This is a genomic window from Streptomyces sp. Y20, assembly GCF_043195475.1.
GTDB lineage: Bacteria > Actinomycetota > Actinomycetes > Streptomycetales > Streptomycetaceae > Streptomyces.
On the sequence record NZ_JBIDDP010000021.1, the window covers coordinates 17605 to 36959 of the forward strand.

At 71.1% G+C, this 19355-nt stretch carries 16 protein-coding genes and 1 pseudogene; 10 read left to right on the top strand and 7 right to left on the bottom strand.

What is annotated here, in order from left to right; genetic code table 11:
• Positions 1–252 precede the first annotated feature (252 nt).
• Positions 253–936: a DUF461 domain-containing protein gene (locus ACGFT1_RS34130; protein ID WP_373912862.1), complete on the top strand. Its 684-nt coding sequence runs from the start codon at positions 253–255 to the stop codon at positions 934–936.
• Between the two features lie 84 nt (positions 937–1020).
• On the opposite strand, the gene ACGFT1_RS34135 is transcribed toward ACGFT1_RS34130, so the two are convergent.
• Positions 1021–1701, bottom strand: a complete 681-nt coding sequence (locus ACGFT1_RS34135; protein WP_010358452.1) for a response regulator transcription factor — start codon at positions 1699–1701, stop codon at positions 1021–1023.
• Positions 1698–2945 carry a sensor histidine kinase gene (locus ACGFT1_RS34140; protein ID WP_373912863.1) on the bottom strand — a complete coding sequence of 416 codons (1248 nt, stop codon included), beginning with the start codon at positions 2943–2945 and terminating at the stop codon, positions 1698–1700. Before ACGFT1_RS34140 ends, ACGFT1_RS34135 begins: the two co-directional genes overlap by 4 nt.
• 233 nt (positions 2946–3178) lie before the next feature.
• Here ACGFT1_RS34140 and phoU point away from each other — a divergent pair, with 233 nt between their 5' ends.
• Complete coding sequence (gene phoU, locus ACGFT1_RS34145) at positions 3179–3868, top strand: phosphate signaling complex protein PhoU (RefSeq protein WP_373912864.1); 690 nt, start codon at positions 3179–3181, stop codon at positions 3866–3868.
• Between the two features lie 502 nt (positions 3869–4370).
• Here the strand turns inward: phoU and ACGFT1_RS34150 are convergent.
• The 3 genes and pseudogenes from ACGFT1_RS34150 to ACGFT1_RS34160 form a co-directional block, all read right to left on the bottom strand.
• Positions 4371–4926: pseudogene (locus ACGFT1_RS34150) on the bottom strand (hypothetical protein); the annotation flags it as partial.
• A gap of 282 nt (positions 4927–5208) precedes the next feature.
• Positions 5209–5346: a DUF397 domain-containing protein gene (locus tag ACGFT1_RS34155; RefSeq protein WP_373912865.1), complete on the bottom strand. Its 138-nt coding sequence runs from the start codon at positions 5344–5346 to the stop codon at positions 5209–5211.
• Positions 5303–6217, bottom strand: coding sequence for a helix-turn-helix domain-containing protein (locus tag ACGFT1_RS34160; RefSeq protein ID WP_373912866.1), 915 nt, complete (start codon positions 6215–6217; stop codon positions 5303–5305). The genes ACGFT1_RS34155 and ACGFT1_RS34160 overlap by 44 nt, the downstream gene beginning before the upstream one ends.
• Positions 6218–6393: 176 nt before the next feature.
• Here ACGFT1_RS34160 and ACGFT1_RS34165 point away from each other — a divergent pair, with 176 nt between their 5' ends.
• Positions 6394–6960, top strand: a complete 567-nt coding sequence (locus ACGFT1_RS34165; protein ID WP_373912867.1) for an ATP-binding protein — start codon at positions 6394–6396, stop codon at positions 6958–6960.
• Here the strand turns inward: ACGFT1_RS34165 and ACGFT1_RS34170 are convergent.
• Complete coding sequence (locus ACGFT1_RS34170) at positions 6914–8530, bottom strand: MFS transporter (protein ID WP_373912868.1); 1617 nt, start codon at positions 8528–8530, stop codon at positions 6914–6916. The genes ACGFT1_RS34165 and ACGFT1_RS34170 overlap by 47 nt on opposite strands.
• A 341-nt stretch (positions 8531–8871) precedes the next feature.
• On the opposite strand from ACGFT1_RS34170, the gene ACGFT1_RS34175 reads away from it, so the two are divergent.
• The 3 genes from ACGFT1_RS34175 (at position 8872) to ACGFT1_RS34185 (ending at position 12387) form a co-directional block, all read left to right on the top strand.
• Positions 8872–9138, top strand: coding sequence for a CopG family transcriptional regulator (locus ACGFT1_RS34175; protein ID WP_373912869.1), 267 nt, complete (start codon positions 8872–8874; stop codon positions 9136–9138).
• Positions 9135–9578: a PIN domain-containing protein gene (locus tag ACGFT1_RS34180; RefSeq protein ID WP_373912870.1), complete on the top strand. Its 444-nt coding sequence runs from the start codon at positions 9135–9137 to the stop codon at positions 9576–9578. The genes ACGFT1_RS34175 and ACGFT1_RS34180 overlap by 4 nt, the downstream gene beginning before the upstream one ends.
• A gap of 247 nt (positions 9579–9825) precedes the next feature.
• On the top strand, positions 9826–12387 hold the full coding sequence (locus ACGFT1_RS34185; RefSeq protein ID WP_373912871.1) for a hypothetical protein: 2562 nt from the start codon (positions 9826–9828) through the stop codon (positions 12385–12387).
• A gap of 217 nt (positions 12388–12604) precedes the next feature.
• Here ACGFT1_RS34185 and ACGFT1_RS34190 read toward each other — a convergent pair whose 3' ends face one another.
• On the bottom strand, positions 12605–13366 hold the full coding sequence (locus ACGFT1_RS34190; RefSeq protein ID WP_373912872.1) for a phosphoglyceromutase: 762 nt from the start codon (positions 13364–13366) through the stop codon (positions 12605–12607).
• A 193-nt stretch (positions 13367–13559) separates the two neighbouring features.
• Between ACGFT1_RS34190 and ACGFT1_RS34195 the strand changes: the two genes are divergently transcribed.
• The 4 genes from ACGFT1_RS34195 to ACGFT1_RS34210 all read left to right on the top strand — a co-directional run bounded on the left by ACGFT1_RS34195 (position 13560) and on the right by ACGFT1_RS34210 (position 19346).
• Positions 13560–15335, top strand: a complete 1776-nt coding sequence (locus tag ACGFT1_RS34195) for a stealth family protein (RefSeq protein WP_373912873.1) — start codon at positions 13560–13562, stop codon at positions 15333–15335.
• A gap of 12 nt (positions 15336–15347) precedes the next feature.
• Positions 15348–17336, top strand: a complete 1989-nt coding sequence (locus ACGFT1_RS34200; protein WP_373912874.1) for a stealth family protein — start codon at positions 15348–15350, stop codon at positions 17334–17336.
• 167 nt (positions 17337–17503) lie between these two features.
• Positions 17504–18760 carry an MDR family MFS transporter gene (locus tag ACGFT1_RS34205; protein WP_373912875.1) on the top strand — a complete coding sequence of 419 codons (1257 nt, stop codon included), beginning with the start codon at positions 17504–17506 and terminating at the stop codon, positions 18758–18760.
• A 112-nt stretch (positions 18761–18872) separates the two neighbouring features.
• On the top strand, positions 18873–19346 hold the full coding sequence (locus ACGFT1_RS34210) for a carboxymuconolactone decarboxylase family protein (RefSeq protein ID WP_373912876.1): 474 nt from the start codon (positions 18873–18875) through the stop codon (positions 19344–19346).
• Positions 19347–19355: the final 9 nt, after the last annotated feature.

Below are 19355 nucleotides of genomic sequence, written 5' to 3' on the forward strand. Positions count from 1 at the left end.
GCGGACCTCTCGCCGTTTCCCGCGAGCCGCTCGCCCGCCGCGTTATGTGAATGGCGGACGCGCGGCCCCGCAATGTGACGAGGGTGCCGCTCGCGGGTCCGCGGGGTACCCCCACCCGGAGGGAAGGCCGCTGCTTGGGGGAGGGTCGGGTGCGGCCGTCCGGGAACGGCTCGGTAACCTGAGGCCGCTGACAGACCCTTAGGGCGGCTTTATCAGGGGAGCCGCCCGCGCGTTCAAGGAGTTGCCGCCGCCGTGAGCAGCAGCCTTCGACGCGGCGCCCTCGCCGCCTCCGCCATCGCCTTCTCGATCGCCTCGCTCGCCGCCTGCGGCGCCGGAAACAACGCCCAGACGCTGGAGATCCAGCCGAACAACGCGGCCATCCACGTGGGTGACATCAAGATCCAGAACGCCGTGGTGATCACCCAGCCCGACCTGAAGGCGACGGGTCCCGCGGTGATCTCCGCGAACCTGTTCAACAACGGCAGCACCGCCCAGACCCTCCAGTCGGTCACCGTGGCGGGCAGCGGCACGTCCGCCCAGCTGAAGGCCGCCAAGGGGCAGAGCCTGACCGTCCCGGCCGGCGGCTCGCTGATCCTCGGCGGCAAGGGCAACGCCTCCGCGGTGCTGCCCAGCGGCCGCGAGGCCGTCAAGGACGGCGACGCCCAGGAGATCACCTTCACCTTCAGCAAGGCCGGCAAGGTGAGCCTGCGTGCCTTCGTCGTCCCGGCCAGCAGCTACTTCGGCCAGTGGGGTCCGTCCGAGATCCCGTCCGCCTCCGCGTCCGCCCCCGGCGCCCCCGGCGCCACGGCCTCCGGCAGCGCGACCGCCACCGCGACCGGCAAGCCGGGCAAGGGCGACCGGGCGAGCTCGTCGTCCAGCGCCTCCGCGCCCGTCACCCCGAGTGACTCGGCCTCGCAGTCGGCCGCCGGTCACTGAACCGCCCGTACGGCGAAGGGCGGCACCCCGCGCGGGGTGCCGCCCTTCGCCGTACGCACGTGCCGCGCCCTGCGGCCCGACGGCCTACGGCTCGAACTTGTAGCCCAGCCCCCGCACCGTCACCAGGTAGCGCGGCGCGCCCGGGTCCGGCTCGATCTTGGCGCGCAGCCGCTTGACGTGGACGTCGAGGGTCTTGGTGTCGCCCACGTAGTCGGCGCCCCAGACCCGGTCGATGAGCTGCATGCGGGTCAGCACCCGGCCCGCGTTGCGCAGGAGCATCTCCAGCAGGTCGAACTCCTTCAGCGGGAGGTCGACCTTGGAGCCGCTGACGGTCACCACGTGCCGGTCCACGTCCATGCGGACCGGGCCCGCCTCCAGCGCGGCGGGGGTGACCTCCTCCGGCTCGCCGCGGCGGCGCAGCACCGCGCGGATACGGGCCACCAGCTCCCGCGAGGAGAAGGGTTTGGTGACGTAGTCGTCGGCCCCTATCTCCAGACCGACGACCTTGTCGATCTCGCTGTCCTTCGCGGTCACCATGATCACGGGGACGTTGGAACGGCCGCGCAGCTGGCGGCAGACCTCGGTGCCGGGCAGTCCCGGCAGCATCAGGTCGAGGAGGACCAGGTCGGCGCCGTTGCGCTCGAACTCGTCCAGTCCGTCGGGACCGGTCGCCGCCACGGCGACCTCGAAGCCCTCCTTGCGCAGCATGTAGGACAGAGCGTCGGAGAAGGACTCCTCGTCCTCGACGACGAGCACTCGGGTCACGGAAGGACCTCCGGGGCGGGAAGCGAAGCGTACGGGGATGGGTCGGGGCCGGCCTCGTCCTCGAGGTCGGGGTGCTGCTGTGCGCGGTCGCGGGCCGCGGCCGCCTCCGGCAGCCTGATGGTGAAGGTGGAGCCCTGGCCTTCGGCGCTCCACACCGTGACCTCCCCGTCGTGCGAGGCGACCACGTGCTTGACGATGGCGAGACCCAGGCCGGTGCCGCCGGTGGCCCGCGAACGGGCCGGGTCGACTCGGTAGAAGCGCTCGAAGATGCGCTCCCTGTCCTTGTCGGAGATGCCGATGCCCTGGTCGGTGACGGCGATCTCGATCATGTCACCGCCCGGTGCGGCGATCTGCCGGGCGGCGATGCCGACGCGGGTGCGGGCCGGCGAGTAGTTGACGGCGTTCTCCACCAGGTTGCCCAGGGCGGCGGCCAGCTGGCCGCGGTTGCCCCAGACGCGCAGGTCGTCGGCGCCTCCGGCGGCCATGGTGATCTGCTTCGTACCGGCCTGGTGGCGGCAGCGGTCGACGGCCTCGGCGACCAGCTCGTCCACCCGGACGGGCTCGGCGTCCTCCAGGGGGTCGTCGTTCTGCACCCTCGACAGGTCGATCAGCTCCTGCACCAGGTTGGTCAACCGGGTCGCCTCTATCTGCATCCGGCCGGCGAAGCGCTGCACGGCCTCGGGGTCGTCGGAGGCGTCCATCACCGCCTCGGAGAGCAGGGACAGCGCGCCGACCGGCGTCTTCAGCTCATGGCTGACGTTCGCCACGAAGTCTCGTCGTACCGCCTCGATCCTGCGGGCCTCCGTCAGGTCCTCGACCAGCAGCAGGACCAGGCGCGAGCCGAGCGGCGCCACCCGCGCGGAGACCGCGAGGGCCTCGCCGCGTCCGGTGCCGCGCCGGGGCAGGTCCAGCTCGACCTGCCGTATCTCGCCGTCCCGCCGGGTGTCCCGCGCCATCTGGAGCATCGGCTCCACGGCGAGCTTCCCGCCGCGCACCAGCCCGAGGGCGTACGCGGCGGAGCTGGCCTTGACCACGGCGTCCGCCTCGTCGAGGACGACGGCGGAGGAGCGCAGCACCGACAGCACGGTGTCCACGCCGGGCGGCAGTACGGCATCGGTGTGCAGAGAAGTCCTGGTCGGCCGCTTCTGGTCGCGTTCACTCCAGCGGAACGCCAGCATGGCGATGACACCGGTGAGTACCCCGGCGATCGCTGCCGCTGCGGCGACCGCCGCGTTCACGTCCATGCCTTTAGGTTAGGCATGGGGTACGACATGCCCACAGCCACCGAGGTGCGACCTCGAACACTCGTCGCCCAGAGTTCACCTGGGGGCCGGTGGTGGTTCATTTGGGGTGGCGGAAACGGACGCGTACGGGACGGAACGTGGGAGCGTGGGGTTCGCACCGCCGGTTTCGCCACGGGGCGCCTGGTGTCACATCCCCCGTAGACCCCCCAGCACACGTACGAGAGGGAACCCTGATGCGGGACGCGTACCACGAGGAACTTGACTCGATCGGCGACGGACTGGTGGAGATGGCCCGGCTGGTCGGATCGGCGATCGGACGCGCCACGACCGCCATCCTCGACGCCGACCTCAAACTGGCCGAGAGCGTGATCGAGGCCGACCAGAAGATCGACGAACTCCAGCACGACCTGGAGGCCCGGGCGATCGCCCTGCTGGCCCGGCAGCAGCCGGTAGCCACGGACCTGCGCATCGTCGTCACGTCGCTGCGCATGTCCGCCGACCTGGAGCGCTCCGGCGACCTCGCCCAGCACGTGGCGAAGCTGGCCCGGCTGCGCTTCCCGAACCGGGCCGTTCCGCAGGACCTGCACGCCACCATCCTGGAGATGGGCCAGCTCGCGCAGCGCCTGATGGCCAAGGCCGCCGAGGTGATCATCACGAAGGACGTCGACCTCGCGCTCCAGCTGGAGCAGGACGACGACGAGATGGACCTGCTGCACCGCACGCTGTTCCAGCACCTGATCGACGAGCGCTGGAAGCACGGCATCGAGACGGCCGTGGACGTCACCCTGCTGGGCCGCTACTACGAGCGCTACGCCGACCACGCCGTCGCCGTCGCCAAGCGGGTCGTCTACCTCGTCACGGGCGAACACGCGGACGCCCTCCAGGCGGATGTCCAGCCGGTCACGGGGGTCGAGGGCGCGTAGCCGTCCCACGAGGTGCCGAAGAGACGTTTCGGCCCGGCGCCGCCCCGGGGTGCCGAAGGGACGTTTCGGCCCGCCGAGTCCGGGGTGGTGGCCGGGGACACCGGGCCGCCAGGGCTCACGGCCGGCTCCCGGACCGGAGGGCAGGGGACTCGACGTCCTCCCGGCCGGGCGCGGGGGCGCCTCCGTCCACCCGGCCGGGCGCGGGGGCGCCTCCGTGCGCCGTTGATGCGCCCGGCGGGGCGGGCATGAATGGGGCGAGGGCATCCCTGCCCCAGCGTCTAGGAGGGACCCATGGCCGAATCCCCCGGCACCACCCCCGATCCCACTCAGGAGCGCGAGACCGACCGGCCCGCCGAGATCAGGAGCCTTCCGCTGTTCGGCGCGTGCGGCTGCGGCTCGGGATGCGGCTGCGGATGCCAGTCGGGCAACCCCTGCCAGTGCGGCTGACCCACATCCAGGGGCCGGTGTGAGCACCCTTCACACCGGCCTTCGCCGTACCGGCAGCCTCGGCCGGCGCCAGCCCCACGGCCTCCCGCTCGGACAGGACGAGACGTGGATCGACGCGGCGGAGGGAGGTCAGCACGGCGACTGCCCGTGGGTGGGTCGGCGTCGGAGAGCGCCGCCGTTTCCTCCGGGCGAGGACGGGCGGGCGCCGGTTCGGTGGTGGGAGGTGGCGGAGGCGGCACCGTGTCCGCTGCGGGCGGCTTCGGCGGCCCGGCCAGGGACGGAAGAGCACCGGGTACGTCGTAGAAGTACGTCCGGGTGCGGATCTGCCCGGTGGGCAGGCGTTCGCGGCGGCGTTCCAGGTAACCGGCGGCTTCGAGTTCGCCGAGCGCGCGCGAGATCAGGATCTCGCCCTCGGTGAAGTGCTCGCACAGGGCGGCGATGCTCACGCGGGAGCCGTCCGGCAGGGAAGCGATGTAGGCCGCGACGCCGATCGTGACCGCGCTGCCGCGCCGCTGCGCGAGGGCGTTGGAGATCACGGTGAAGTCGGCCGTCAGGCGGGTGCGTACGTGGATCACGCCGGAGGTCGGTGTTCCGGCGTCGGCGCGTGCCATCGGGAAGGTGTTCACTTCCTGATCGGTCAGGCCCTCGATCGGGATTGCCGTCCCGGCCGGGGGCCGTATCTGTTTGCGGTTGTCGGGGCGGACGTAACCGTCCGTATCCCTCCTCGGCAAGCTGGTCACTCGGACGGGTGACGCGGGCTCCCTCGCGAGGGAGGGTGGGTGGGCGGGTAGTTCTCTCCCCCGGTTCTTTCAGGAGGTCAGTGGCCCACCGGAACCTCGCGGACAAGGGTCCGGTGAGCCCGGAACGGGGCCGACGACCGGCCCCCGGCCGCCTCAGGAACGGCGGTGCCCGTCCTTCAACTCGCCTATGAAGGAGTCCCAGGAGGCGGTCCCGAAGCACAGCGCCGGCCCGTGCGGGGCCTTGCTGTCACGAACCGGGACGACGGCCGGGAACCCTTCGGCCACCTCCACGCAGTCGCCCCCTTCCTGATTGCTGTAGCTGCTCTTGCGCCAAGCGGCGCCGGTCAGATCGGGATGGGACCTTCGCTGCACGGTGGTTGCCCTCCATCACGGATCGGATCATGTCGAGTGACATGAGCGGGGGCAGAGCTGCCGCCCGCAGCAGATCGTAGGTCAGTGCGAAACTCCTGACCTCGTCCCCATCCTCGATGAGTTGGCCGTAGTGCGCGCCCTCCGTATAAGCGATCTCCGAGCCGTCCGGCATGGTGAGCACAGTGAGCGAGCCGCCCATGACATCGTGCTCGCCCTGGTCGAACGGCAGTACCTGCACGGTGATGTGCGATTCCGTCGCCGTCCCGAGCAGCCGCGTCAACTGGTCCCGCATCACCACATGGCCACCGACGGGACGCCTGAGCACTGCTTCGTCGAGGACCACCCACAGCTTGGGCCGGTCTACTGCGTGGAGACGCTCCTGTCGTCCTAGACGAAGGGCGATCCGCTCCTCCAACTGCTCCTCGCTGCCGAGCGTTCGACCGACTTTCAGCACCGCTCGCGCGTACTCATCCGTCTGCAACAGACCAGGCACCACGTGAGCCGCGTACTGCCTGATGGCCACCGCCCGCTCCGAGTACTCCATGAACTTGCGCGACCAGTCGGGGAACGCTTCCCGGTACACGTACGGCCACAGCTCGACGAGCAGGTCGTCCGCACCGAGGACGGTGTCCAGCGCACGCGCCAGTTCCAGGGTCGGCTTCGCCCCGGACGCGCGCTCGATCTGCGTGATCCGCGTGCTGACGACGTGCGTTCTCTCGCCGAGCTCCGCCTGGGTCAGTCCGGCCGCCGTACGGAGCCTGCGCACCCGCGCGCCGAACAGGGCCGCCATCGACGCACTGGGGTCAATTGCGTTGGCCAAAGCGTCACTTCCGTCTCTTACGGCTCGAAAGGTAAGCCTGCTTCACCTGGCGAGCGTAGGGCGGCGAGACGACTCTTGTGCACGGAACGTGACGACTCGCGTACCCATGGGATGCCTCGCGCTCGACAGAGAAGGACGGACAAGCCGTGCTCACAGGAACCACCAGCCCGGGAGACGAGCCGAGCGGGTCCACCGCGGCACGCGGACTCTCCTCTTGCTCGGCACAGTTCGTTTCCACTCCGCGTGGTGCGCAGCTCGCCCGGCGGCTCGCCGTCCGGCAGATGGCGGAGTGGGGTTACCCGCCGGCCTCGGACGCGTCGTGCACGGTCGCCCTGGTCGTCGGCGAACTCGCGGCGAACGCCGTGCGGCACGGTCGAGTACCCGGACGGGACTTCGGCCTCCGGCTCATCCTCGACGCGGCTACGGGCCTGGTCCGTATCGAGGTCGCGGACGCGGCGTCGGCCAAGCGGCCACCGGCGTCGCCACCGTCGTCGTACCCGGAGGGCGAGTCCGGCCGGGGACTGCTTCTGGTGGACGTCCTGGCCGCGCGGTGGGGATCGGCGCCACGCCACCCGGTCGGCAAGACAGTGTGGGCGGAGGTACCTGTCGAGGTGCCGATGCCGAGGGGGCTCACCCCTTCGGCCGTCGTGGCCTCTCCACCCGGGGCTACGGCCCCTTCGTTCGAGGCTGGGCGGTCGGGATCCGTGAGGTGAAGAACAGGGCGAGGAGAGCGGCGAGAGCGAGGGCCGCGAGTGCGGCGCGCAGGCCGTCGAGCCTCGCTTCGGTGTTCGCGTCGACTACGCCCTGGGATACCTGCTCACTCACACCGGCGTCGCCGAGGGCTTTCTCCAGCTGAGCGTCCGACAGGAAAGGGGCACCGGCGCGCAGCCGGTCGGAAGCCTGACTCTTGACCTGGTCCGGGACTGCCGGGTTCTGCTCGACGCTGGTCAGGAACGACGACGTGAGGGCGGCAATCATGATCGATCCGGCGAGTGCCGTACCGATCGAGGCCCCGAGGTTGGTGACGGCGTTCTGGACGCCACCGACTTCCGCGCTCTGTAATTCCGGCACCGCTGACACGGTGACCGAACCTAGCTGGGACGCCAAGGCGCCCATGCCGAGCCCGATCAGCAGAAGGGGGATGGTGACGATCTCCCCACCGGCGTCCACGTCGAGCGCGGCCATCAGGATCACCGCGCCGGCGAGCAGTGCGAGGACCCCGAGCCGTACCACCCGACGCGGCGAGACGTCCGGGAAGAGGCGTGGGATGAGGACCGCGGCCGCCAGCAGGGTCAGGGAGAGGGGCAGGATGCGGGCGCCGGTCTTGAGCGCGGACAGGCCCAGGGCGACCGACAGATAGAGCGGTACGACGAAGAACACGCCCATCTGTACGAGGTACTGGAAGAAGAACATCGTGAGGCCGCCGGTGAGCTGTTCGTTCCGCAGCATGGCCGGGTCCACGAGTGGTTCCCCTCGTCGCTCCACCACGCGGACCTCCCAGCGGAGGAAGAGCCACAGCAGGAGCAGACCGGCCAGCATCAGCCACACGACCAGCGAGACCCCGAGCCAGGAAGGGGCGCCGGGCTTGGGCTGGAACCAGCCCCACTCGTCCGAGCGGAGCACCCCGTAGACGAAGATCCCCAGCCCCAGGGCGGAGAGCACGATGCCGACGCGATCGATCCGCGCGCGTTCGCCGACCGGTACGTCGTTGATCCGGCGGGCCAGCAGCAGGATGCCGAGGACCATGACCACCTCACCGGCGAACACCCAGCGCCAGGAGAAGTACGTGGTCGCGAGACCCCCGATGAGCGGTCCCAGCGCGATCGCCACGGCCCCCGCGGCCGCGACGAGCCCGTAGGCGGCCGGACGGCGTTCCACGGCGAAGTTGCTCGCCACGAGCGTCACGATCGCGGGCAGGATGAGCGAGGCGCCGATTCCCTCGAGGAACGCCCAGCCGATCAGCAGGATGGTCAGATCAGGCGCAAGCGCCGTGGTCAGCGAGCCGCAGCCGTAGACGGCACAGCCGATCATGAACGCACGTCTGCGGCCGATCAGGGCACCGACCTTGCCGCCGGGGATCATGAACATCGCCATCACCAGGGTGTAGGCCGTGATAGCCCCCTGGATGCCGGTCACCGTGGTGTGTACGTCCTCGGCCACGGTCGCGATCGACACGTTCATGACGGAGCTGTCGAGAGCCATCAGGAACTGGCCTGCCGCAAGGGTCAGCAGGACGAGCCGTGCCCCCACCGGCTTCGCGGCAGCGTCCGTACGGGATGTCATGCGCGCATCGTGACAGTCCCTGCGGGGTCCGCCCAGCGACCCGCCGCGGGCGTCGGTCACTTGGCGGCGAGCCGTCCCACGTCACCGCGTCGACCTGTGACGACGCTCCCGGACCAAGCCTTCCGGAGCCCACCCCGGCACCCGACGGGCCCCCTGCCGACGGAGGACCCGCGAGCAGAGGGTCCCTTCCGGACGTACTCCTCCCGGGCGGCCTCGGCCTCGTATGCCCCCAGAGACGGCTCACCCGGATAGCTACCGACCTGGGCAGACGCGCGCCCTGATGCGAGGCAGGTCCCATGACGCACCCCTCCCCCACCAGGTACGTGGACTACCCTTGGTACATGTCCATGAAGCGCACCAACGTCTACGCCGACCCCGAAGACCTGGCCATCATCAAGGAGGCCGCCAAGCGCCGGGGCATAAGCGAGGCCGAAATCATCCGCCAGGGCATCCACCTCGCAGCCATGGCGAACCGGGTCTGGGACGAGCCGCTCTTCTCACGTACCTTCGAGGGGCCGGGCGGCACGCTGTCCAAGTCGGAGGTCCGCGACGCGGTGGCAGAAGCCGTCCGGCGTGAGACCGGCTCGGGTTCCGGATCCGCCGCGTGATCATCGTCATCGCCGATACGTCCGGCCTCCTGGCAGCCCTGGACTCCGCCCATCCGGAACACCGGGCGGCCAACGAGGCGATCATGGCAGCGGGTCTGCTGGTCATGTCCCCGCTTCTGCTGGCCGAACTGGATCACGTGGCGACGCGTGAGCTCGGCAGGGAAGCCGCCCTCAGCGCGGTCGACGACCTTCGGCGCTGGATGGGGCGGGGGCGTGTCGCCATGCCGGAGATCACGGAGGACCACCTGAGCGCCGCCCAGTCCGTCCGTGCCCGCTACCGCGCTCTGAACCTCGACCTCGCCGACGCGGTGAACGTGGCGCTCGCCGCCGACTACGACACGGACGCGCTTCTCACCCTCGACCGACGGGACTTCCGGGCCGTACGCCCGCTGGGTCACTACAAGGCGTTCCGGGTACTCCCCGACGATCTCCCACTCTGACGCAGAACGGTCGGCGGCCAAGTGCGCGCTCCCCCAGAGGGCTTGCGAAGCACGTTGCCCCGCAGTTGGCATCCGACCGCGGTGTGCCCCGAGCCTGACGACGCAGCCCCCGAACCTCACGACGCAGCAGTACAACCAAAAGGAGAGGTCAGCGGTCTCATGCGTGTCCGGCACCCCCCTGTCGGCCGTTCTGTCAGCGACAGGCGTGGTCGTACGGCTGCCTGTCCGCGCTCTCTCCAGGAGTCCCATGCGCCTCAAGCAGGTCTCGCTCGCGGCGGCGATATCCGTCGTCGCAGGTCTGACCACCGCCACCGTCGGCCTCACCGGTCCTGTCGCTTGGGCCGACGGCGACAGCACGGCCGCGCTACCGCTGTCGCACTACGCCCACATGGTGGTCGACGGCGCGCACCGGCACCTCTTCTTCAGCCAGGGCGCCGGCACAACCGGCATCGTGGTGACCGATCTGTCCGGCAACCCCGTCACCACCATCGACGGCGAGCAGGGCGCTGACGGTCTCGCACTGTCCGCCGACGGCAAGACGCTGTACGCGGCCCTGACCGACGGCGACGCGATCGCCGCCATCGACACGGCGACGCTCACCGAGACCGGTCGCGTCGGCACCGGCACCGCCAGCACTCCGGTCTCCGTCGCCGTGGCTGGCGGCAAGGTCTGGTACGGCTACACGGCCGACGACGGCAAGGGCACCGTCGGCTCGGTGGACCCCTCCGTCGCCGACCCCGCGCCGACCCCGCAGCCCGTCATGCCGCACTGGTCGGCCGCCCCCCTTCTCAGCACGGGCGGCGGGGTGCTCGCGGTGACGGATGCCCAGTCCTCCATGACCCACATCGCCACCTACGACGTCTCCTCCGGGACCCCCTCCCTCAAGGTCGACATGGGCCTCGGCGGCGCCGCGACGGGCCCGATCCAGGTCACCGCGGACGGCACGAAACTGCTCGTTCCGCAGTCAGCCTCCGTGTACGTGTACAGCACGGCGGACCTCAGCGCCGCCAAGCCCTACGCGTACTACACCGGCGGCGTCAGCTCCTCCCCGGACTCCGTCGCGGTCGACTCCGACGGCACGATCGCCCTCGGCAGCACCGCGGGCTCGGGCGCGGGCGCCTACGTCTACGCGGCCGACCAGATCGCTGAGAACCACTTCGCCTTCTCGGCCGGCACCGTCGCCGCCGACGGCCTCGCCTGGGGCGCCGACGGCCGCACGCTCTATGCCGTCACCCAGGACAACGGGTCCTACGCCCTCGACGTTTTCGGCGAGGCCAAGCTCACGGACACCAAGCTGTCCCTGAACGCCCCGTCGCCGTACGCGATCCCCGCCCGGCAGTTCACGGTGAACGGAACGGTGGGCGGCCACGGCTTCGTACCGGCCGGCGCCACGCTGAAGGTCACCCGCGACGGCACCGATCTGCCCGACGCCACGGTCGGCGCGGACGGCTCGTTCGGCATCACCGACACCCGCCAGGACGAGGGCACGTACACCTACGAGGTGTCCTACGCCGGCGACGCGACGCACCGGCCCGCGACCACCTCGCTGACGGTGGGGGTGTCCAGGGTCGGAACGTCCATCCCCTACCCGGAGTTCAGCTCGGCGGCGCCGCACAAGGTGGCCTTCACCAGCACGGTCATGACCGACCTGAGCCGCGGCCCCTTCGCACAGGGCGACACCGTCCAGGTGACCCGGACGAACGAGGACACCCACGAGTCGACGCAGCTCCCTGCGGCCCCGCTCGACCCGGCCACCGGCCGGTTCACGGTCACCGACGACCCGGGGACAGCCGGATGGTTCACCTACCGCCTGTCGTTCGGGGGTGACATCACGCACCAGCCGGGCTCGAACGACGTGAGCACCATCATCTCCCCCTACGCCCCGGCCCTCACACTGAAGGCCCCCGCGACCGCCACGCGCGGCGCCGCGCTGAGCTTCGGCGCCGTGCTGGGCGACGGCCCGTACGGCAGCGGCGAGACGGTCACCGTGACCCGCACGGACGCGGCGCACACCACGACGCCCGTGACGTGGACGGCCCCCGTGGCCGCCGACGGCACGATCACCGTCAAGGACACCCCCTCCACCGGCGGCGCCAACACCTACACGGTCAGCTACGCGGGCGACACCAACCACCGGGCGGCCACCGCCTCCGCGATCGTCCAGGTCTCGCGCGTCACGACGAGCCTGTCCGTGGCCGCCAACGCCTCAACCTACGCGTACGGCGCGACAGCCACCGTCACCGCCCACCTGGGCACCACGTACAACGGCCGTACGGTATCGCTCTACGCCACGCCCGCCGGCGGCAAGAAGACGCTGGTCAAGACGGGCACCGTGGACAGCAAGGGCAACCTGACGGCCACGTACAAGCTTGCGGGCAACACGACGTTCACCGCGTCCTACGCGGGCGACTACCGCTACTCCCCGGCCACGGCCACCCGCGCCGTGAGCGACCAGGTGAAGGTCGCGCAGGCCCTGAGCGGCTACTACACGACCACCACGTACAGCGGCACCACCTACCGCGTCTACCACCACACGGCGCAGCCGACGGTGACCACGACCGTGTCGCCGAACAAGTCCGGCCAGTGCGTGCACTTCCAGGTCCAGCAGTACTACAGCGGTGCCTGGCACACGCTCAGCACCTCGGGCTGCTTCACGCTCGGCTCCAAGAGCGCCGTGGCGGCGCAGCTGAGCCTCTCCCACGCGGTCGACCAGAGATTCCGGGTGCGCTCGGAGTACGTCCACAGCTCGAAGGACACCACCAACGTGAGCACGTGGGGCGGCTGGCAGTACCTGACGGTCAGGACCTGAGCACCTGGGCCCACAGGGCCTGGATCGGCCGCATAACAAGCGAGCCGACGCCCTGAACCGGGCCGACTCGGAGGAGGAATCAGACGACGAGCAGGCTCTCGGTCAGGCACTCCGACCGCCGCACGAGCCGCCGCGCTGAGGTCCCACAGAGGGCCCAGGCCGTGAAAATGCCCCCGCCCCGCGCCATACGCGCAGGTCGGGGGCATGATCGCAATACCTACTTCTTCTTGCCCTGGTTCTTGACCGCCTCGATCGCCGCCGCCGCCGCGTCGGGGTCGAGGTAGGTGCCGCCCGGGGTGATCGGGTGGAAGTCGGCGTCCAGTTCGTAGGAGAGCGGGATGCCCGTCGGGATGTTGAGGCCCGCGATGTCGGTGTCGGAGACGCCGTCCAAGTGCTTGACCAGGGCGCGGAGCGAGTTGCCGTGGGCGGCCACCAGGACCGTGCGGCCGGTCAGGAGGTCGGGGACGATCGCGTCGTACCAGTAGGGGAGCATCCGGGTGACGACGTCCTTGAGGCACTCCGTGCGCGGGCGCAGCTCCGGGGGGATCGCCGCGTAGCGCGCGTCGTGGGCCTGGGAGAACTCGGAGTCGTCCGACAGCGGGGGCGGCGGGGTGTCGTACGAGCGGCGCCAGAGCATGAACTGCTCCTCGCCGAACTCGGCCAGCGTGGCCGCCTTGTCCTTGCCCTGGAGGGCGCCGTAGTGGCGTTCGTTCAGGCGCCACGAGCGGTGGACGGGGATCCAGTGGCGGTCCGCGGCCTCCAGCGCGAGCTGGGCCGTGCGGATGGCGCGCTTCTGGAGGGACGTGTGGACCACGTCGGGCAGCAGGCCGGCGTCCTTGAGCAGCTCACCGCCGCGGACCGCCTCCTTCTCGCCCTTCTCGTTGAGGTTGACGTCCACCCAGCCGGTGAACAGGTTCTTCGCGTTCCACTCGCTCTCGCCGTGGCGGAGGAGGATCAGCTTGTACGGTGCGTCGGCCATGGCCTTCAGCCTACCTAAGGGGTCTCGGGGCCGCGCCGCCCGCCGAGGGGGTGGCACGGGCCACCCGGCCGGGGACCGGGGTCGTCGCGGACCTCTTCTGCACGTTCCGGTTAATTCTTCTACAACCTTTCGTCACATCTGACTGTCTTGTTGTCGTCAGGAAGGTCGGGGCCGACGAAGAGGAGCCCAGAACGTGACCGTGCGTTCCTTTGCGCGGCGGATGCGTCCGCGGGTCGAGCGGAAGGCCGCCGAGCGGGTGTGGCAGCTGCGTACGATGCGGCGGCGCCGCAAGGCGGCGGTCACCGATCCGGTGCTGCGTCCGGTGGCCGTGCGCGGCCAGCAGCTGTACGGCAGGGTCGTGGACCGGTTCAGCGCGACCGAGGCGGCCGCGTCCAACCTCGGTCTGGTGGTCACCGCGCTGGAGCGGGAAGGCGTCTCCTACTTCCTGGTGCCCTCGTCGTCCCGGATCCGGCACACGGTCGCCGTGAACGTCGTGGACCGGGAGCGGTTCCTCGCCGCCCTGGAGGCCCTGAACGCCGACACGGCCGTGTTCATCGGCCGCCCCCTGCCGGGCGGGCAGCTCAAGCATCCCGCGCTGTTCCTCGACGGCGCGCTTCCGGCCCCGCTGCGCACGGCCCCCGTGCTGCGGATCGGGGAGAACCACCTCGGGCCCGCCGGGCAGCTGCTGGCCGGGCCGGAACTGGCCTGCGACGTGGAGTTCTGGGAGGACGGAGCGGAGCTCCTCGCGTCCGCCGACGGGCCCCGGCGGCTGGCCAAGGTGCAGCCGCAGGCGTCGGCCGGCGTCTTCGCCGAGTCGCTGGTCACGCCCCGCAACAACGGGATCACGGACGTGCTGCCGGCCGCCGAGCAGACGCCGGTCACCGTCCGGGTCGGGGACCGGGAGCTGCCGAGCTTCGCCCCGCTCACCCTGCCGACGGTGAACCAGGTGACCTTCCCCGTCGACGTCGTCTACACGTGGGTGGACGGCGAGGAGCCGGCGATGCGGGCCAAGCGGGCCCGCTACCAGGAAGGCGGCATCGCCGAGATCCTGGACAAGGAGACCAACGCCTCCCGCTACACCAGCCACGACGAGCTGAAGTACTCGCTGCGCTCCCTCGCGATGTACGCCGACTTCGTACGGCACATCTACATCGTCACCGACGGCCAGAAGCCGCACTGGCTCGACGACAGCGCCCCCGGGATCACGGTCGTCGACCACCGGGACATCTTTCCCGCGGACGTCCTGCCCGTCTTCAACTCGCACGCGATCGAGACCCGGCTGCACCACATACCCGGCCTGTCAGAGCACTACCTGTACTTCAACGACGACGTCTTCGTCGGCCGCCGTATCACCCCGGAGCACTTCTTCTTCGGCAGCGGCCTGATGAAGATCCCCGTCTCCCCGCTCAAGATCGGCGTCGGTGAGCCGCACGCCGAGGAGACGGCCACCAACTCCGCCAGCAAGAACGTACGGCGGCTGCTGCTGGAGGCGTTCGGGCGGATGACGACGAACAACTTCATGCACACCCCGCTGCCGCAGCAGCGCGCGACGCTCCAGGCGCTGGAGGAGCTGTTCCCCGAGGACATCCGCCGCACCACCGCGTCCCGGTTCCGCTCGCCGCAGGACATCGCGGTGACGGCGCCGCTGCTCTACCAGTACGCGCTGATGACGGGCCGCGGCGTACCCGGCAAGTTCAACTTCCGGTACGTGAACATCAGCCGCCCGGACGCCGAGCGTCGCCTGGCCGACCTGCGGCGCAACCGCCGGTTCGACTTCTTCTGCCTCAACGACGTCGACGTGCCGCCGGAGGAGCGGGAGCAGGTCGGCGTGCGGATGCACGAGTTCCTGGAGAACTACTTCCCCTTCCCCAGCCCCTTCGAGAAGCCGCGGACGGCTCCCGCGGTCGCGGTGGCGCGGCAGGCGGTTCCTTCGGTCTGCGCTCCGGCCTCCTTCGAGACGCAGAGCTGACGGGCCGCGGCCATGGACGTCCGTCACCGTTTCGCGGCCCGGCCGACGGGGCTGCGGACCGTCCGCGACCTCCTGTCGCGCCTGTGGCTGTGGCTGTCGGCCCGGCTCTGGGCGCTGCGCGCGGCCCCTGCCCGCCGGCGGCTGCGGGCGGGTGTCCCGGGGCTGCGCCGGATCAGATGCGGGCCGGCGCGGCTGTACGGGCGTACGGTCGCCGCCTACACCGCCGCGGGCGCCGCCGCGGCCGACCTGGAGCGGGTGTGCGCCCTGCTGGAGGCGGCCGGCGTCCCGTACTTCCTGGTCCCCGCCGACCAGGGGTCCGCTGCGCCGCGACGGGTGATCGGGGTGGAGGAGTCCCACCGCGGCGCGGTCCTCGCCCAGGCCGCGCGGCACCTGGCCGCCACCGCCGGGTACGTCGGTGCGGTCGGGCCGGACGGCACCGTGACGGGCGCGGTGCTGTGGGCCGACGGCCGGCTGCCGCGGGTGCTGCGGCGGGCGCCGGTGCTGCGTACCGGTGTGGTGCGCCTCGGCCCGGGCGGGCAGGTGCTCACCGGGCTGGAGACGGGCTGCGAGCTGGAGTTCTGGCGGTACGGCCGGGAGCTGGGCGGGGATCCGGGGCATCTCACCGTGCCCGGCAGCAGGCTGGCGGACGATTTCGGTCCGGCGCTGGTCGCACCGCGCCGCAACGCCGTGTCCGAGGTACTGCCGGACACGGCACGGCAGCCCGCCACGGTGACCGCGGACCTGAACGCGGCCGTGGGCACCGCCGGGCCGCGGCGCGGTGTGCCGACGTTCGCGGCGTTCGCCGAGCCGGGCATCGACGAGGTGTGCTTCCCCGTCGACGTCGTGTACACGTGGGTCGACGGGGACGACCCGGCGATGGCCGTGAAGCGCCGCGCGCACCAAGTGCTCGCCGACAGCGCCATCGCCGCCCGCGAGACCGGCGCGTCCCGTTACACCAGCCATGACGAACTGAGGTACGCGCTGCGCTCGCTGGAGATGTACGCCGGGTTCGTCCGGCACGTCTACCTGGTGACCGACTCCCAGATCCCCTCCTGGCTGGACCCGGAGGCGGCGGGCCTGACCGTCGTCGACCACCGGGACATCCTCCCGGCCGACGCGCTGCCCGTCTTCAACTCGCACGCGATCGAGAGCCGGCTGCACCGCATACCCGGCCTGTCCGAGCACTACCTGTACTTCAACGACGACGTCTTCATCAACCGCCCGGTGGGCGCGGGGCACTTCTTCCACGGCAACGGCATCGCCCGCATCCCGCTGTCTCCGCTGAAGCTGGGCGCCGGGGCCCCGCATCCGCTGGAGCCGGCGCCGAACTCCGCGGGGAAGAACGCGCGCGAGGTGATCCGGCGCTTCCACGGCCGGTACGCCACACACAAGTCGCTGCACACCCCGCACCCTCAACTGCTGTCGGTGATGAGGGAGATGGAGGGTCTCGGCATCGAGGAGCTGGAGCGGACGTCGTACTCCCGGTTCCGTTCCACCGCCGACGTTGCTCCGGCGTCGACGCTGCACCACCACTGGGCGATCGCGACGGGCCGGGCGGTCCCGGCCGACTACCGCTTCCGGTACGTGCAGCTGGGCACACCGGACATGCGGCGCCGCCTGGCCCGGCTGACGGCCGGCGAGGACGTCGACTTCTTCTGCCTCAACGACGTGGACACCGACCCGGCGGACCGGGCGGCGGTCCGCACGGCCGTCGGGGCGTTCCTGGAGCGGAAGTTCCCCTTTCCCAGCCGCTTCGAGCGGACGGCGCGCGGCGGGTCCCATCCGGCCGGGCCACTGCGGGAGGCCGCCCGGAGCGGGGCGGCCGGGGGACGTACGGACCGTGCGGGGCGTACGGGACGCGCGGGGCTCGGTCGTGGGACTCGTGGGGCGCGAGGTGCCCATGGTGCCTGCGGCGAGACCCCGGCGGCGGGTCCCGCGGGAGCGGCGGCGACCGTGAGGGCAGCAGCGGTGCCGGCACGTCCGACCCGCCCCGCGAACTGACGCCGGACGCGTCCCGCGAGCTGGGCGAGGCACGCCCCGGGCCCGAGCAGTCCCCCTCCTCCCACCCCGGCCGTCCCCGCGCCCCGTTAAACGGCTGGCGTCACCGTGAGCCGCTTCGGTAAGGTGCGCATGCCAGTCGGGCCACTTACTTGTGCGGGGGATCGCGAATGTCACCAACCGGTCTGAGACGTGCTGCCCGGGAGTCCGTCTCCGGACTCCCTCCCGCCTTCTGGTGGCTGTGGACCAGCACGCTCGTGAACCGGCTGGGCGCGTTCGTCGCCACGTTCATGGCCCTCTACCTCACCCTCGACCGGGGCTACTCCGCGTCGTACGCCGGTCTCGTGGCCTCGCTGCACGGGCTCGGGGGAGTCGTCTCCTCGCTGGGCGGCGGGGTCATGGCCGACCGGTTCGGCAGGCGGCCCACCATGCTCATCGCCCAGACCGCCACGGCGGCCTCCGTCGCCCTGCTGGGCTTCGTGACCGACCCGGTCGCCATCGCCGGCGTCGCCTTCCTCGTCGGCATGGCCTCCAACGCCTCCCGGCCGGCCGTGCAGGCGATGATGGCCGACATCGTCCGCCCCGAGGACCGGGTGCGGGCGTTCTCCCTCAACTACTGGGCCATCAACCTGGGCTTCGCCGTCTCCTCGATGGCCGCCGGGTTCATCGCCGAGGTCAGCTATCTCACCGGGTTCCTGATCGAGGCCGGGATGACCCTGGCCTGCGCGGTCGTCGTCTTCATCCGGGTGCCGGAGTCCCGGCCCGCGGCTCCGGCCCGGCAGGCGGGGGCGGCGGACGTCGGCCTGCGCACGGTGCTGCGGGACGGGCGGTACATGGCCGTCGTCGGGCTGTCCTTCCTCGTCGCCCTGGTCTTCCAGCAGGGCTCGGTCGGACTGCCGGTGGCGATGGGCCGGGCCGGGTTCTCCCCCGCCGACTACGGCAGCGCCGTGGCCGTCAACGGCATCCTGATCGTGGTTCTCCAGATCCCCGTCACCCGCTTCATCGAACACCGCGACCCACGCACCCTGCTGGTCGCCTCCTCGCTGCTCGCCGGATACGGCTTCGGGCTCACCGTCCTCGCCGGTTCGGTCGGTGCCTTCATGCTGACCGTCTGCGTGTGGACCCTGGCCGAGATCGTCAACGCCCCCACCCAGACCGGCCTGGTCGTCCGCCTCTCCCCCGTCCACGGCCGGGGCCGCTACCAGGGGGTGTACAGCCTCTCCTGGTCCGTCGCCGCGCTGGTCGCGCCCCTGATGTCCGGCACGGTCATCGACCGCCTCGGCGCGCAGTGGCTGTGGGGCATGTGCGCGGTGGTCGGCACGGTGGCCGGGATCGGGTACGCGGTGGTGATGCGAAGCCTGCCGGCACAACGGCCGGCACCGGGCGTCATGCGGACCGACACGGAGGTGGAGGTCCGTACGGCCTGAGTGGGAGACGGGCCGCACCGCACGTGACGCGGGCCACACGTCCCCATGTCACATCCCGCAAGGCGTGGCCGTCAATGAGGTGCAAGCCGCATCGACCACGTAGGAGCAGATCATGGAAGCTCGGCTCGACCTTCTGAACAACCCGCTGGCCGGGAAGCTGTTCAAGCACTTCAACACGGCGGGCAAGGTGATCACGGAGTCGGCGTTGCCGGCCGCCACGCAGGAGCTGGTGAAGATCCGGGCCAGCCAGATCAACGGGTGCGCGTTCTGCACGGACATGCACACCAAGGACGCCGACGCTGCCGGGGAGAGCGCCACCCGGCTGAACATGGTCGCGGTCTGGCGGGAGGCGACGGTGTTCACCGAGGCGGAGCGGGCCGCGCTGGAGCTGGCCGAGCAGGGCACCCGGATCGCCGACGCGGCCGGCGGCGTCACGGACGAGGCCTGGGCGAACGCGGCCAAGCACTACGACGAGGACCAGCTCGCCGCACTGATCGCGCTGATCGCCGTGATCAACGCCTACAACCGCGTCAACGTCATCGTGCGGCAGCCGGCCGGTGACTACGTGCCCGGCATGTTCGGCTGAGACCGGGCG

Bases quoted from the DNA above. Each gene is read 5' to 3' on its own strand.
- ACGFT1_RS34170 (WP_373912868.1), bottom strand. From the start codon at position 8,530: ATGACATCCCGTACGGACGCTGCCGCGAAGCCGGTGGGGGCACGGCTC.
- ACGFT1_RS34185 (WP_373912871.1), top strand. From the start codon at position 9,826: ATGCGCCTCAAGCAGGTCTCGCTCGCGGCGGCGATATCCGTCGTCGCA.
- ACGFT1_RS34210 (WP_373912876.1), top strand. From the start codon at position 18,873: ATGGAAGCTCGGCTCGACCTTCTGAACAACCCGCTGGCCGGGAAGCTG.
- ACGFT1_RS34205 (WP_373912875.1), top strand. From the start codon at position 17,504: ATGTCACCAACCGGTCTGAGACGTGCTGCCCGGGAGTCCGTCTCCGGA.
- ACGFT1_RS34175 (WP_373912869.1), top strand. From the start codon at position 8,872: ATGTCCATGAAGCGCACCAACGTCTACGCCGACCCCGAAGACCTGGCC.
- ACGFT1_RS34190 (WP_373912872.1), bottom strand. From the start codon at position 13,366: ATGGCCGACGCACCGTACAAGCTGATCCTCCTCCGCCACGGCGAGAGC.
- ACGFT1_RS34200 (WP_373912874.1), top strand. From the start codon at position 15,348: ATGGACGTCCGTCACCGTTTCGCGGCCCGGCCGACGGGGCTGCGGACC.
- ACGFT1_RS34160 (WP_373912866.1), bottom strand. From the start codon at position 6,217: ATGGCGGCCCTGTTCGGCGCGCGGGTGCGCAGGCTCCGTACGGCGGCC.
- ACGFT1_RS34140 (WP_373912863.1), bottom strand. From the start codon at position 2,945: ATGGACGTGAACGCGGCGGTCGCCGCAGCGGCAGCGATCGCCGGGGTA.
- phoU (WP_373912864.1), top strand. From the start codon at position 3,179: ATGCGGGACGCGTACCACGAGGAACTTGACTCGATCGGCGACGGACTG.